Genomic DNA, 13,864 nt, shown 5'->3' with positions numbered 1-13,864 from the left:
TAATCTATTCATAAAACTATTTCACAGCTTCATAATGATCATCCCATTCTTTAGGTTGTGGGTCGTGCAACTTGTCTAATGATTTAGCAACCATCATAGAAACTGTTGCATCACCAGTAACATTTACAACTGTTCTACACATATCCAATGGTCTATCAACTGCAAAAATAAGTGCCAATCCGATTGGCAATAATTCTGCTGGAAATCCAATAGATTCTAATACAATCACTAACATTACCATTCCTGCACTAGGTACAGCTGCACTACCAATAGATGCTAACAATGCAGTGGCTATAATGACTAACTGATTGGTAAAAGTTAGACCCTCAGGCCAAATGACTTGCATAATAAAAACAGCAGCAATACCTTGATACAAACTGGTACCATCCATATTCACAGTAGCTCCAACAGGTAATACAAACCCAGATACTTCCTTATCAACACCAATATGTTCTTCAACACGTTCCATAGTTACCGGAAGCGTTGCTGCGCTACTACTAGTTGAAAATGCTAAAAGCTGAGCTGGAGAAATTTTATTTAAAAACCATAAAGGGGATTTCTTAGTATATACCTTTATTAAGATCAAATAGAACCCAATCATTATGGCTAACCCAGCAACAACACATAACGCATAATTAAGTAGTTTTAAGAGAATTTCAGTGTCGTCAAAAGCAATAATCACATTAGCCATTAAAGCAAAAACGGCATAAGGCGCAAATAACATGATAAGGTCTACCATTTTCATGACGACCTCATTGAGCGAATCAAAAAACTTGACTAAAGGCTTTGCTTTCTCTTCTGGAATCAACAATAAGCAAATACCAACAAATAAGGCAAAGAAAATCACCTGAAGCATTTTAGCTTCAGCAAATGATGTAAAAATATTGCTTGGAAAAATATCAACTAAAGCCTGTAATGGCCCTGCATCTTTAGTCGCTGAGGCCTTTTCTAATTTATCAATAACACCAGCATCATTTTCGTATTTCATTTTAATCTTGGCAATAGTCTCTTCAGACATTCCTGTGCCTGGCTGTACGGTATTTACAATAGATAATCCAATGATTATGGCAACTAGTGTTGTGCCTATGTAAATGATTATTGTACGTAACCCCATCGACTTAATTTTGGAAATATCTTTAAGATCAGAAATTCCTTTTATTAACGAGGCTAATATTAACGGAATTGCAATTAGCTTCAACAGGTTAATAAATATGGTTCCAAATGGAGAAATCCAATCGGTTACAAAATCTTTTCCTCCTACAGAATTCATAATAAAACCAAAGATGATCCCTAAAACCATTCCTATTATTATTTTCCAGTGTAATGCTAGTTTTTTCATATGTAGTGTTTAGCTTTTTCCAAAGGAAAAAGTAGTTATTTTGTTTAATTATACAGTTTATTCAGTAAATAAAAATCGGCCAAGACTAGTGCAGCCATAGCTTCTACTATTGGAATAGCTCTAGGAACGACACAAGGATCATGTCTACCTTTACCCTGCATTTCTACTAAATCTCCAGAACTATTTAAGGCTTCTTGTTTTTGAATAATAGTAGCTACTGGTTTAAAGGCTACTCTAAAGTAAATATCCATACCATTGCTAATTCCACCTTGAATACCACCAGACAAATTGGTTGTTGTCGTTCCGTCTTCATTGAATAGATCATTATGCTCACTTCCTTTCATTTTAGCACCACAAAAGCCACTGCCATATTCAAAACCTTTAACTGCGTTAATAGAGAGCATAGCTTTACCTAAATCGGCATGTAATTTATCAAAAACAGGTTCACCTAAACCAATAGGTACATTTTGAAGCACACAAGTCACTGTACCTCCAATAGTATCACCTTCTTTTCTAATGGCCTTTATTTTAGAAATCATCTGTTCAGCAGTAGTCTCATCTGGGCAACGTACGCTATTGCTTTCAATTTTAGAAAAATCTAAATCTTGATACGGCTTTTCTAAAAACAAATCACCAACCGAAGATGTGTAAGCGTTAATCTTAATTGTACTTAGTAGTTGCTTTGCAATTGCTCCAGCAACAACGCGACATGCAGTTTCTCGTGCCGAACTACGTCCACCTCCTCTATAATCACGTACACCGTATTTTTTTTCATATGTATAATCGGCATGACTTGGTCGATAAACATCCTTGATATGCGAATAGTCTTTAGATTTTTGATTTGTGTTTCTGATGATAAACCCAATTGGAGTTCCTGTGGTTTGTCCTTCAAAAATTCCAGATAAAAACTCAACGCTATCAGGCTCTTTGCGCTGTGTCACGATATCAGATTGACCAGGCTTACGGCGATCCATTTCTGCTTGAATCGCATCTAAGTCTAATTTTAATCCTGCAGGACATCCATCAATTACACCTCCAATAGCAATACCATGAGATTCACCAAACGTGGATAATTTAAAAATTTTTCCAAAGGAATTTCCTGCCATAGACTTAGATTTTACGCTAATGTAATTCTAAAAATAGAGAAACAAAAACAGAATTTCATAAAGCCCATAATTTCCATAGAAAAAACACATAACAATTGCTTAACAATTTGCTGATTGTTTGTTAATTACAGAAATTATCTCAAGTAAATTTGAATTAATTCCTTTGCATTATAATTTGATAGTAGCCATTGAAAACAAAACGCAAAATAGAGATTGCCGTCATTTCTGATGTGCACCTAGGCACCTATGGTTGCCATGCCAAGCAACTACTGACTTATCTCAATAGTATTACTCCCAAAACGCTCATTTTAAACGGTGATATCATAGATATTTGGCAATTTAAAAAACGATATTTCCCAAAGTCACATCTTAGAGTTATTAAAAAATTAATGGACATGGCTGCTGATGGTACTGAAATCATTTATATCACAGGAAATCATGATGAAATGCTAAGAAAGTTTAGTGACATGACTATAGGCAATATCTCTATAGTTGATAAGGCTGTTTTAAATCTTGACGGAAAAAAAGCATGGTTTTTTCATGGTGATGTCTTCGATATGTCTATTCAAAATGCTAAATGGTTAGCCAAGCTTGGTGGTTACGGTTATGATATGTTGATTTTACTTAACCGCTTTACAAATTGGTGTTTAGAAAAAATGGGGAGAGAGAAATATTCACTTTCAAAAAAAATAAAAAACAGTGTTAAAAGTGCTCTCAAATATATTAGTGACTTTGAAAAAGTAGCTTCAGATTTAGCCATTGAAAATGACTATGATTATGTTATTTGCGGTCATATTCATCAGCCAAAAATGCAAGTTACTTCCAATAAATATGGCAAAACCACTTATTTAAACTCTGGAGATTGGGTAGAAAACTTAACCGCTTTAGAATATCAATTTAAGCGTTGGAAAATCTATAACTACAATAATGATAAACTCAGAGCTTTTTATGCAGACGAAGATATCAAAGACATGGAGATAAAGGATCTAATTGCTGCCATTACTGTTGTTGAACAAAAAAAGAAGAAAAAAAAGTAGCCTAATTAAATCAGTGCCTGCTTCAAAATAGTAATAGGGTGTAAAGCCTCACGTCCTGTTCCGTCTTTAATTTGATGTCTACAGCTTGTTCCATTTGCTGAGATAAGAATCTCATTATTAGTTTTCCTAACCGCAGGAAACAACGTCTGCTCACCTATCTCCATACTTATCTCATAATGTTCTTTTTCATAACCAAAACTTCCAGCCATACCACAGCAACCACTTGGAATTATATCGACTTGATAGTTTTTAGGTAAGTTCAAAATCGTGAAACTAGACATTTGATTTGCCAAGGCTTTCTGGTGACAATGTCCATGAAATTTTATAGTCTCATGCTCTAATGTAAACTGATCTGAGCTGATATTACCAAACTCTATTTCTTTTTGAATGAACTCTTCTATCAAAAACGTGTGCTTTGCGAGGTGTTCGGCGGACTCTTTATCATCGGCTAATCTTAAATATTCATCTTTAAACGTAAGAATAGCTGAAGGTTCTATCCCAACAAGTGGTGTGTCTTCTGAAATTAGCTCTTTAAATAAAGACACATTTTTGTTAGCAAAATTTTTAGCCTGATCTAATAATCCTTTTGATAAAAAAGCTCGACCAGATTCATGATGTTCAATGATTTTCACTTCGTAATTAAGACCTTTTAACAAGGTGATTGCATCAATCCCAATAGAGGTATCTAAGTAGTTTGTGAATTCGTCATTAAACAAATAAATAGTTTTTATGTAATTATCATTATTTAATTCATTTTTAGAGTTTTGAAGTGCTTTATATAAATTTTTACTTGATAATATTGGCAAGGTTCTTTTATTTGAAATTCCGAAGATTTTTTTCAGAATAGAAGACGTCAATACATTCGAAAATATAAAATTCGTAACCCTTGGAAAATGACTTCCAAATTTGTTTAAACGATTGTTATATGCAAACAGTTTTGTACGCCAACTTACACCATTAGCTTTTTGATATTGATATTGAAACTCAGTTTTCAAACTAGCGACATCAACACTACTTGGACATTCACTAACACAAGCCTTACAACTCAAACACAAATCAAAAACTGTTTTTAACTCATCATGATCAAACTTATTAGCTTTTTCTGAGTGTGTTAAAAACTCGCGCAAAGTATTAGCTCTTGCTCTAGTTGTATCTTTTTCATTTCTTGTAGCACGATAACTCGGGCACATCGTTCCACCAAACTCAGGCAGTTTTCTGCAATCTCCAGACCCATTACACTTCTCTGCTTCTCGCAATATCCCTAAAGACTTCGAAAAATCTAAAACCGTTTCAATTTCTGGTTCTTGACGACCAGGTTCATAACGTAGTGACTTATCCATTGGAAATGCATCAATAATCTTTCCTGGATTAAAGATATTTTCAGGATCAAATATAGACTTGATACGTTTTAAAATCTCATAATTAGACTCGCCAATCATCATTGGAATAAACTCGGCTCGTACAATGCCGTCTCCGTGTTCCCCACTCATAGAACCATTATAACGTTTTACCAAATAAGCAACATCTGTAGTTATCTCTCTAAACAGCACAACATCTGCTTTTTTCTTTAAATTGAGTATTGGTCTTAAATGCAGTTCTCCCGCTCCTGCATGTGCGTAATAGACTGGTTTTTGATCATACTTTTTCATTAATTCAGAAAACGCCTTGATATAACTGGATAAATCTTCTAATGCCACTGCTGTATCTTCAATACAAGCAGCTGTCTTCTCATCACCTACTATATTTCCCAATAAACCTAATCCCGCTTTTCGTAAATCGTTAGCCTTATCAATCATGGTTTTTTCAAGCAACACATTAGCGTAAGATAAATTAGAGTCCTGCAGATCAACAATTAGCGATTGAGACAACCTTTTCAACTTCTCATCATTATCAGACCTCAATTCGCACATCAATATAGCTTCTGGATCTCCTTCCAAAAACTGACGATTAGCTTGTTGTTTTGTATTATACTTTGTAAGATCCAAAATAGTTTTATCCAGCATTTCACAAGCGTATAAATCATGATTCATGACCAATGAAACTGCATCTAAACAACTTTCTATAGATTCGAAATGTGCAGCAATCATTATATTTTTTGAAGGAGGAAGCTCGTCCAATTGCAATGTGATTTGTGTAGTAAATGCTAAAGTTCCTTCACTTCCCGACAATAAAGCACACATATTAAAAGCATCAGGAGACGTATCAAATATTTCATTTTTCAACAACTCATCTATAGCATAACCAGTATTTCTACGATGTATTTGAGGTTTAGGAAAATTGTCTTTTATTTGTTTTTGAATGTGCTCTTCTTTTAATTCAGAATATATTGTTTTATAAATCAGCCCTTCCAATGTACTTGACCTCATTTTCTCTTGAAAACTTTCCATTGACACACTCGAAAACACCGCTTCACTCCCATCACTTAAAATCACATCAAGCGCCAATACCTTATCTCTAGTTACTCCATATTTAATAGAGGTTGTCCCAGATGAATTATTGCCAACCATGCCTCCAATCATACACCGATTAGAGGTAGACGTATTAGGTCCAAAAAATAAACCAAAAGGCTTTAAATAGTTATTTAACTCATCTCTTACAACTCCAGGTTGCACCGTAACAGTACGTTTTTTTTCGTTGATATCGACTATTTTATTAAAATACTTGGAGACATCAACTACAATACCGTTCCCTACACATTGACCAGCAAGTGACGTACCTGCTGTTCTTGGAATAAGCGATGTATTATGCACTCTAGCAAAATCAATGAGGCATTTTATATCTGCTTTAGTCTTAGGGAGTGCAACAGCTAACGGCATCATTCTATATACCGAAGCATCAGTCGCATAAAGTGTTTTTGCCAAGTCATCAAAATGCAACTCACCATCTAATTGAGAAGACAATACTTGTAGCTGTGAATTGATTATCATATATGAATAACTATGTTTATAAAACTAAAAAGAAATTTAATAAAACCTGTTTTTTGGCGTTATTTTTGTAAAGTTAATCCGAAAAAGAAAGCAAACGTCTTTATTTGACTTTCATTCGTAATTAATTAATAACAACAAAAACTTAAATTTTATGAAAAAATTATTTTTAGTAACATTAGCTTTAATTGGCTTTACAACCGTAAATGCACAAGACATTGCAGATAACGCTATTGGTCTTCGTTTAGGAGACAGTGATGGTTTTGGCGCTGAAATTTCATACCAAAGAGCCCTTGGAGATAACAATCGTTTAGAATTAGATCTCGGTTTAAGAAGCGGGAATAATTATGATGGCTTTAAGCTTGCTGGACTTTATCAATGGGTTTGGAATATTGATGGCGCTTTTAACTGGTATGCAGGCGCTGGTGGTGGCGTTGGATCATACAGTTTCGACAATGTTCCTAATGGTTTTGACGACAGCGAAACATTTATATTTATAGCTGGAGATGTTGGTATTGAGTACAATTTTGACATCCCTTTGCAGCTATCTCTAGATGCAAGACCAGAACTTGGTTTTGGTGACTTTAGAGATGATTTAGATTTTGATATTGCATTTGGAATTAGATATAGATTCTAAAATGAATCCAAAATTATACTTAAAGCCACTTCAATAGAAGTGGCTTTAGTTTTTTATAAATACCGCTCTTTAATGACATCACAATGATGATTTTCATGTCCAGTAACAATAAATGCCACTGCTCGTGGAGACAAATTACTATTGCTCGCTGTACCAATTTTAGTAAGCATCTCATCAGTAAAACCATCAAATAAATTAATCGTAGCTAATCGAACAGCTTTGTACTCATTCATTAAACTATATATCGAGCGGTTGTTTGCGTTACAACTGGCTGCATACTCATCTTGATCAAAACCAGGAAATAAAGTTTTATCGCCTCTAGCAATACCAAGCGCTCTATAAGTAAACACACGTTCTGTATCAATTAAATGCTGTATAATCTCTTTTACAGTCCATTTCCCTTCAGCATATCTATATTCCAGTTTATCCTCTGGAATAGACTCTAAAAAAGCAATTGTAGCATTACCATTATCTTTTAAACCTTCATTTAAATGAGATGAACCTGCCTTTTCTATATAGGTTTGATAATAAGGATTATATTCACTTTTTAATAAGTCGTCTTTAGTCATAATTATAGTGTTTAGAATTTAAATGCAACAAAAAACCCTTCATCAAATACATGACAAAGGGCTAATTTTATAAATGTTAAAATAGTTATAGTTCATTAAAAATAGTATGCATTAAACGTTTCTTGTCGTTAATACTTTCTTCTAGAGAAATCATAGTTTCTGTTCTATAAATCCCTTCAATATCGTCTAGCATAAAGATAATATCTTTTGCATGAGACGTATTCTTTGCCCTCACCTTACAGAAAATATTGAACTTACCTGTAGTAATATGTGCTACAGTTACATAAGGTATCTGAGCAATACGCTCTAAAACAAATTTCGTTTGAGATGTATTATTTAAAAACACACCAACATAAGCTATGAATGAATACCCAAGCTTTTGATAATCTAGAGTCAAAGACGAACCTCTGATAATACCAGCTTCTTCCATTTTTTTAACTCTTACATGCACAGTTCCTGCCGAGATCACTAATTTTTTAGCAATGTCAGTAAAAGGAATTCTCGTATTATCGATTAACATATCTAAAATTTGATGATCAATTTCATCTAATTTAAATTTCGCCATTTTCTTACTTTTTTATAAATATTATACAAAAATAATGCAATTTCCTTAAAGATACTGCATTGAAAATGGACTTTTTTACGGTTTTAATAAGAATTTTTCATTATTTATGACTACGAAATCGTTTTCGTTGCCTTCGGAAATTGTAGTATTATTCTCTCCGAATACTTGATATCCATTAGCATTGAGCTCTTTATGTGCATTAAAATCACTTAAATCTGAGATTTTTTCAATTTTAGGAATAAATTTCACCTCACCACCTACTAGCCTTTCATGAAATTGAACAGCTATATCCAATCCGTTAGCATTTCTAATAATAATATCATAGAACAATTTTTCATTTTTTGGAATATCTACATAGGCTACATATTTATGTCCATCTACAACATTACTAGCAATATAAGACAGAGACACAAGTAACGATTGAAATATAAACTCTCTAGTTTGCTCTCTCATATAGTCATTTGCAAAATGACCAGCTTCAAATAAAATCGTAGGCACGCCTTTAGCTTGAAATGTATCGCCAACACAGTTAATATTAAATCCATCATCATATATACCAACCTGATCTTTAATCTGCAATTGAAGATTCTTATTCATTACAGTAATAATCTCCATAGCTACCATTCTGGATGACGTAACTGTGCGCTCAGCATCTTGCGCAGGAGCTAGAAAGGATACTGTTGCCGATTTATTAGCGTGTCCAGCACTAAAGATTGTTCGCTGCCCATGCAAATTATAGCAAAAATGAGGTTTAAATTTTTCAAAAACAGAACGCAATACTCTACTTTCAGGCTGAGATAAGTCTTGAGCATCACGATTTAAATCTATATCATTTGCATTATGTCTCGTGTAAGCAAAAGCACCATCAGGATTTAAAATTGGAATTATTTTAATAGTACATTGCTCCAAAATTAAATCCAAATCAAAATTATTCTGAGCAAAAGCATTGAGCATATCAAAAATCGCCTTAGTTGTTGTGCTTTCGTTACCATGCATTTGAGACCACATTAAAACCTTTTTGTGTCCGTGACCCAAAGTAATTGTATAGATAGGTAGTGAATTTACAGAAGTTCCAACCAAATCAATGCTAAAATTTCTATCAAATTTCTTAAGTAAAGGCACTATAAAATCATGATGAATGTAGCGTCCAAAAAGCAACCTTTCTTTGTGTGTTTTGAATAATGTTCTGAGAGTTTCTAGCTGCATATTTACAAATTACCAATCACAAAGGTAAACATTTGTTAATTTACAATTGTAAACATGTAAAATCTCCAATTACAATTTCATTTGTTGATATTTGTATACAATTTGCCTCTTATGTCTAAATGTTAATTGAAGAAAATGCAATAAAGAATATTTATCAATATTAACTATTTAATATTCAGGCTATTAAATAAATTTAAATAAAGTTTTAGTTTTATATATAGTATATTATTATTAGTTCTTTGTCTTTAGAGTTTACAATTTTATTTACATTTGTAACGTTACATAATTAAACTTCAAGGTTTACAATGATCAACAACGAAGAATTCACAAAACGACTTCAAAAAGTCATCGATTTTTACGGAGAATCGGCATCTTCTTTTGCAGAAAAAATAGGCGTCCAACGCTCTAGTATTTCTCATATATTATCTGGTCGAAATAAACCGAGTTTAGATTTTGTTTTAAAGGTACTCTCCTCCTTTCCTGAAGTGGAATTATATTGGCTAATGAATGGCAAAGGAAATTTCCCATCTAAAAAAAGCAAAATACCTACTCTCCCAATTTCCGAAGTTGAAAAAAATCCAATACCAGAAATTCCTCAAATTTCTAAATCCGATGATAAATCAATAGAACGTATAGTTATATTTTACAAGGATGGTACATTTAAGAATTTTGAGCAGTCTTAAATCTGCTAACTATTTTTTTAATACCTGATTATTCTAATATCTCTTATAAATCATGTTCCATTTTGTAATTTTGTACAAAACTCAAATTATGCGACACAGGTTACTACTTCTTCTGCCATTATTTTTTCTAAACTGCTATGAAGCAGAGCGCAATTGTACCGACTTCAAAACTGGAACCTTTGAATTCACTTACACAATTGATGGTGTTGAAAAGACTGGCACATTTGTTAGGACTAAAGATTATAACATCGACTATTTTGACAATAAAATTGATTCTGCATCCATACGATGGATTAACGATTGTGAATTTATTCAGAAAGAGTTACACCCAAAAAATAAGGAAGAGCAGAAAGCCATTCATTTTAAAATATTGAGTACAACTGAAGATTCCTATACTTTTGAATATAAATTAGCTGTAAAAGAGGATTTTAAAAAGCAACGTGTAGAAAAAGGCATTGCAAAAAAGATAAAATAACATGTTAGAATTTTTATTAACTGGTGATGCTATAATAGCATTGTTAACTTTGACATTTTTAGAGATAATTTTAGGAATAGATAATATTGTATTTATTTCTATTGCAGCTAATAAGCTTCCAGAGAATCAGAGAAGCAAAGCCACGAATATAGGGTTAATCCTAGCCTTAGTGCAACGTGTTATTCTTCTGTTTTTTGTCTCTTTTCTTGTTGGTTTATCTAAACCTTTTTATACTATTGAAAACAACTGGCTTCAGCTACATATTAGTTGGCAAGCACTAATTTTGTTTATTGGTGGCTTGTTTTTGATTTATAAAAGCACTTCTGAGATTAGAGAAAAAGTAACAGATCCAGAGCATGATGAAGACCAGGTAAAAGGAAAGAAAATTAAATCTTTATCTAACGCATTGGTACAAATACTCATTATTGATTTTATTTTTTCCATAGATTCTATTCTTACAGCAGTAGGAATGACCAATGGGTTACATCCAAATCAAAATTACACCTTAGTGCTAATGATTATCGCTGTAATGATCTCTATTGTAATTATGATTGCTTTCGCTAACCCTATTCGTCGCTTTATAGACACGAATCCGAGTATCCAAATGTTAGGATTGGCCTTTTTAATATTAATAGGTTTTATGCTAATTACCGAGGCTGCTCACTTATCGAATACCGAATTCTTTGGAAATAAGGTTGGCGCAATACCTAAAGGCTATCTCTATTTTGCTATCGCTTTCTCTTTATTTGTTGAGTTCTTGAATTACAGACTCAATAAAAAAGCACAAAAGAAGAAAACGAAAGCGAACTAGTCTATAACAAACTTGAACCCTGTAGTTATAATACTTGAATTTAAGCTATTATTTCTATCATAATAGGTGTATTTCAAATCGATACTCTTTAATCCGAGTTTCCATATATGGAATTTTGTAAATATATCCGTATACGAAGCTCCAAAACTAAATTGATTTGCATTATACTTAGACAAATCATAATCTGATGTATAAAACTCATCTGTAGATACATGCCCTTCATAAACATTGAAATAATCTGCTGCAGTTTGATTATAGAAGCGATATGATGGATACAGCGTGAACTTATCACTTACTTTTATAGGAATTTCAACACTAGCAGTATGAGATTTTATTCCCCAATCATCTGTGTAATAGCGATAAAACATCCTTAACACAAATGCTTCATCTATATAATAATTTAATCGTCCTCCCAACGCGATTTTAAATCTAGAATCTGGTAGGCGTTCTATATCATCTGCGAGATGAAAATTATCAATAAACGAATCTTCTATATCACTAAAATATACCCTCTGAAAAGGTGTAGACAGTAATCCATCTTGCATAACTAGATCAAGAGCAATTGACCCTTGAAGGTTTTTGGATAGTATTTGGGAAAATCCAAAACCTAAGGCATAAGAGTTACGTCCTTCATTGTCAAAAATTGTAAAATTCGGGTTATAATTAGGGTTTCCTGTAATTGTGTTTTGGTTAAATAAACTACTATTTAAACCCTCTCCGCCTTCTTGAAACGGTCTTAACTCTGTTGGGTAAAGAGCATTCCAAGTATCTATATAAACATTTCCATTAATACTAATTTCAGTATTTTTTTCATTAAACAGTTTTGTATAACTCCCTCCAACTCCAATTGAGAAATAATCATATTCTGTAGATATAGAAAGCTTAGCAGACCATATGTCGTTTCTATCATCAGAGCTATGGCTATAAGACCCTGTTATATTAGTCCAAACATCTCCCTTAGAAGCTCCAGAGCTAGCTACAAATGCATCAGCAGGACCATCTCCATCAAAAGGACCAACATTACTTGAAGATGCCGACGTATAAGCAGAAACACCTGCATCTATTGTTAATATATCATCGTCATTTAATGGAATAGACACTATAAATGTTGCTGTAACATCTGTAAGTTCTTCTGTTCCAATTCCACCACTTACAGCAGCATTATCTCCATCTTGAGTATAATAACTCGACAGAAAATCAACTTCAGTAGTCTCCAAAACTCTCTTTTTATAAACTTGCGTAGAATCTTGAGATTGCCCAAATACAAATTGAAATGAACATATGGCAAGAACAATCAAACTTCCTTTTTTCAAATTTCTGTTTTATTAAATTATTTAGTTGCAACCACAGCCGCCTCCGGTTTTACCTCCATTAGCACCAGATGCTGCTTCTCTATAAGAATGAGCTGTTAATATATTTCTATCTGATTTCCTGTCGGCTAAAACCATATCAGGGTCATTAAGGTTTACTTTTTCATATTCTTTTACAGCCACACAAGACGTTAAAAATGATATCGACATGATAAGTAATAATGCTTTTTTAATCATCTGATTTGATTTTTATATTATTTGATGTAAAGAGATTGCCATTATCATCAATGATAATGCACTCTATATTTTGTAATTGATTTATCCTATTTAGGCCTACATCTATTCCCATAACAAATACCGAAGTTGCTAACGCATCGGCTAACTCGGCTTTTGGAGCAAATACAGTAACACTTATAATTCCCGATGATGGATAACCTGTTCTAGGATCTATAATATGAGAATAACGCTTATTGTTAAACGTGACATGTTTCTCGTAATTACCCGAAGTCACTACTGCTCCATTAGATATAGGTAACAGTGCATAAGCTTTGGCTTTGTCCAATGGGTTAGTGATTGCCACGTTCCATTCGTCACCACTTACCTGTTTACCCCAAGTATTCATATCTCCCGAAGCATTTATAATTCCTGAGGTTACTCCTTTGGATTTCAAAAGAGATTTGGCTTTATCGGCTGCATAACCTTTCCCTATGGCTCCAAAGCCAATCTTCATTCCCTTTTCTTTTAAAAAAACTGAAGAATTATTAGAATTCAACACTACATTTTCGTACCCAACTTTTTCAACTGATGCTTTTATATCTGTTTTTGAAGGCATTTGCTTCATACTTCCATCAAACTTCCAAATTTTATCCATTGAAGCATAGGAAATATCAAAGGCGCCATCTGTTAATTTAGAGATAGATAATGAGCGTTGAATTAAATCAAACAACTCTTTATCTACTACTACTGGTTTAAAACCAGCATTTCTATTAATTTCGGAAGTTTGAGATTTTACATCCCACGAAGAAATCAATTTTTCAATTCTAGTTATTTCCGAGACTGCTAAGTCAATATGTTGGTTAGCCTGAATAGTGTCTTTTGCCACTACTGTAATATCAAATCGACTACCCATAAGCTTTAAAGTTCGCTTGTGTGTAATCTGTCCTTGAACACAAAACTGTGCGAGAAGTAAAAAAATTAGTATT

Annotated in this window: 14 protein-coding genes; 5 read left to right on the top strand and 9 right to left on the bottom strand. The window is 33.2% G+C overall.

Annotated features, from left to right (window positions below; all coding sequences use genetic code 11):
- Positions 1-16 precede the first annotated feature (16 nt).
- On the bottom strand, positions 17-1,339 hold the full coding sequence (locus Q0783_RS14255) for a dicarboxylate/amino acid:cation symporter (protein WP_298896211.1): 1,323 nt from the start codon (positions 1,337-1,339) through the stop codon (positions 17-19).
- 44 nt (positions 1,340-1,383) lie between these two features.
- Positions 1,384-2,445, bottom strand: a complete 1,062-nt coding sequence (aroC, locus tag Q0783_RS14250; protein ID WP_298896209.1) for a chorismate synthase — start codon at positions 2,443-2,445, stop codon at positions 1,384-1,386.
- 188 nt (positions 2,446-2,633) lie between these two features.
- Here aroC and Q0783_RS14245 point away from each other — a divergent pair, with 188 nt between their 5' ends.
- Positions 2,634-3,482, top strand: coding sequence for a UDP-2,3-diacylglucosamine diphosphatase (locus tag Q0783_RS14245; protein WP_298896207.1), 849 nt, complete (start codon positions 2,634-2,636; stop codon positions 3,480-3,482).
- Positions 3,483-3,487: 5 nt separating this feature from the next.
- Here the strand turns inward: Q0783_RS14245 and Q0783_RS14240 are convergent, their stop codons facing one another.
- Positions 3,488-6,409, bottom strand: coding sequence for an FAD-binding and (Fe-S)-binding domain-containing protein (locus Q0783_RS14240; RefSeq protein WP_298896205.1), 2,922 nt, complete (start codon positions 6,407-6,409; stop codon positions 3,488-3,490).
- 151 nt (positions 6,410-6,560) lie between these two features.
- Here Q0783_RS14240 and Q0783_RS14235 point away from each other — a divergent pair, with 151 nt between their 5' ends.
- Positions 6,561-7,043 carry a hypothetical protein gene (locus Q0783_RS14235; RefSeq protein ID WP_298896203.1) on the top strand — a complete coding sequence of 161 codons (483 nt, stop codon included), beginning with the start codon at positions 6,561-6,563 and terminating at the stop codon, positions 7,041-7,043.
- Positions 7,044-7,096: 53 nt separating this feature from the next.
- Here the strand turns inward: Q0783_RS14235 and Q0783_RS14230 are convergent, their stop codons facing one another.
- From Q0783_RS14230 to Q0783_RS14220, 3 genes are all read right to left on the bottom strand, one after another.
- Positions 7,097-7,612, bottom strand: a complete 516-nt coding sequence (locus tag Q0783_RS14230) for a DinB family protein (RefSeq protein WP_298896201.1) — start codon at positions 7,610-7,612, stop codon at positions 7,097-7,099.
- 85 nt (positions 7,613-7,697) lie between these two features.
- Positions 7,698-8,177, bottom strand: a complete 480-nt coding sequence (locus tag Q0783_RS14225; RefSeq protein WP_204345223.1) for a winged helix-turn-helix transcriptional regulator — start codon at positions 8,175-8,177, stop codon at positions 7,698-7,700.
- A gap of 75 nt (positions 8,178-8,252) precedes the next feature.
- Positions 8,253-9,383, bottom strand: a complete 1,131-nt coding sequence (locus Q0783_RS14220; RefSeq protein ID WP_298896199.1) for a M14 family zinc carboxypeptidase — start codon at positions 9,381-9,383, stop codon at positions 8,253-8,255.
- 305 nt (positions 9,384-9,688) lie between these two features.
- Here Q0783_RS14220 and Q0783_RS14215 point away from each other — a divergent pair, with 305 nt between their 5' ends.
- The 3 genes from Q0783_RS14215 (at position 9,689) to Q0783_RS14205 (ending at position 11,352) form a co-directional block, all read left to right on the top strand.
- Positions 9,689-10,066 carry a helix-turn-helix transcriptional regulator gene (locus Q0783_RS14215; RefSeq protein WP_298896197.1) on the top strand — a complete coding sequence of 126 codons (378 nt, stop codon included), beginning with the start codon at positions 9,689-9,691 and terminating at the stop codon, positions 10,064-10,066.
- 88 nt (positions 10,067-10,154) lie between these two features.
- Positions 10,155-10,541, top strand: a complete 387-nt coding sequence (locus tag Q0783_RS14210; protein ID WP_298896194.1) for a hypothetical protein — start codon at positions 10,155-10,157, stop codon at positions 10,539-10,541.
- 1 nt (position 10,542) lies between these two features.
- On the top strand, positions 10,543-11,352 hold the full coding sequence (locus Q0783_RS14205) for a TerC family protein (protein ID WP_298896192.1): 810 nt from the start codon (positions 10,543-10,545) through the stop codon (positions 11,350-11,352).
- Here the strand turns inward: Q0783_RS14205 and Q0783_RS14200 are convergent.
- The 3 genes from Q0783_RS14200 to Q0783_RS14190 are packed head-to-tail and all read right to left on the bottom strand — an operon-like array spanning position 11,349 to position 13,863.
- A complete protein-coding gene (locus Q0783_RS14200; protein ID WP_298896501.1) occupies positions 11,349-12,635 on the bottom strand; it encodes a DUF3570 domain-containing protein in 1,287 nt (428 codons plus the stop codon). The two genes, Q0783_RS14205 and Q0783_RS14200, sit on opposite strands and share 4 nt — an antisense overlap.
- 51 nt (positions 12,636-12,686) lie before the next feature.
- Positions 12,687-12,899: a DUF4266 domain-containing protein gene (locus Q0783_RS14195; protein WP_298896190.1), complete on the bottom strand. Its 213-nt coding sequence runs from the start codon at positions 12,897-12,899 to the stop codon at positions 12,687-12,689.
- Positions 12,892-13,863: an FAD:protein FMN transferase gene (locus Q0783_RS14190; RefSeq protein WP_298896499.1), complete on the bottom strand. Its 972-nt coding sequence runs from the start codon at positions 13,861-13,863 to the stop codon at positions 12,892-12,894. Before Q0783_RS14190 ends, Q0783_RS14195 begins: the two co-directional genes overlap by 8 nt.
- Position 13,864 lies beyond the last annotated feature (1 nt).

The sequence above is a fragment of the uncultured Psychroserpens sp. genome, from assembly GCF_947500255.1.
GTDB lineage: Bacteria > Bacteroidota > Bacteroidia > Flavobacteriales > Flavobacteriaceae > Psychroserpens.
This window is presented reverse-complemented; position numbering and strand designations above follow the sequence as displayed.

Bases quoted from the DNA above. Each gene is read 5' to 3' on its own strand.
- Q0783_RS14205 (WP_298896192.1), top strand. From the start codon at position 10,543: ATGTTAGAATTTTTATTAACTGGTGATGCTATAATAGCATTGTTAACT.
- Q0783_RS14225 (WP_204345223.1), bottom strand. From the start codon at position 8,177: ATGGCGAAATTTAAATTAGATGAAATTGATCATCAAATTTTAGATATG.
- Q0783_RS14210 (WP_298896194.1), top strand. From the start codon at position 10,155: ATGCGACACAGGTTACTACTTCTTCTGCCATTATTTTTTCTAAACTGC.
- Q0783_RS14220 (WP_298896199.1), bottom strand. From the start codon at position 9,383: ATGCAGCTAGAAACTCTCAGAACATTATTCAAAACACACAAAGAAAGG.
- Q0783_RS14230 (WP_298896201.1), bottom strand. From the start codon at position 7,612: ATGACTAAAGACGACTTATTAAAAAGTGAATATAATCCTTATTATCAA.
- Q0783_RS14195 (WP_298896190.1), bottom strand. From the start codon at position 12,899: ATGATTAAAAAAGCATTATTACTTATCATGTCGATATCATTTTTAACG.
- Q0783_RS14235 (WP_298896203.1), top strand. From the start codon at position 6,561: ATGAAAAAATTATTTTTAGTAACATTAGCTTTAATTGGCTTTACAACC.
- Q0783_RS14215 (WP_298896197.1), top strand. From the start codon at position 9,689: ATGATCAACAACGAAGAATTCACAAAACGACTTCAAAAAGTCATCGAT.
- Q0783_RS14240 (WP_298896205.1), bottom strand. From the start codon at position 6,409: ATGATAATCAATTCACAGCTACAAGTATTGTCTTCTCAATTAGATGGT.
- aroC (WP_298896209.1), bottom strand. From the start codon at position 2,445: ATGGCAGGAAATTCCTTTGGAAAAATTTTTAAATTATCCACGTTTGGT.
- Q0783_RS14255 (WP_298896211.1), bottom strand. From the start codon at position 1,339: ATGAAAAAACTAGCATTACACTGGAAAATAATAATAGGAATGGTTTTA.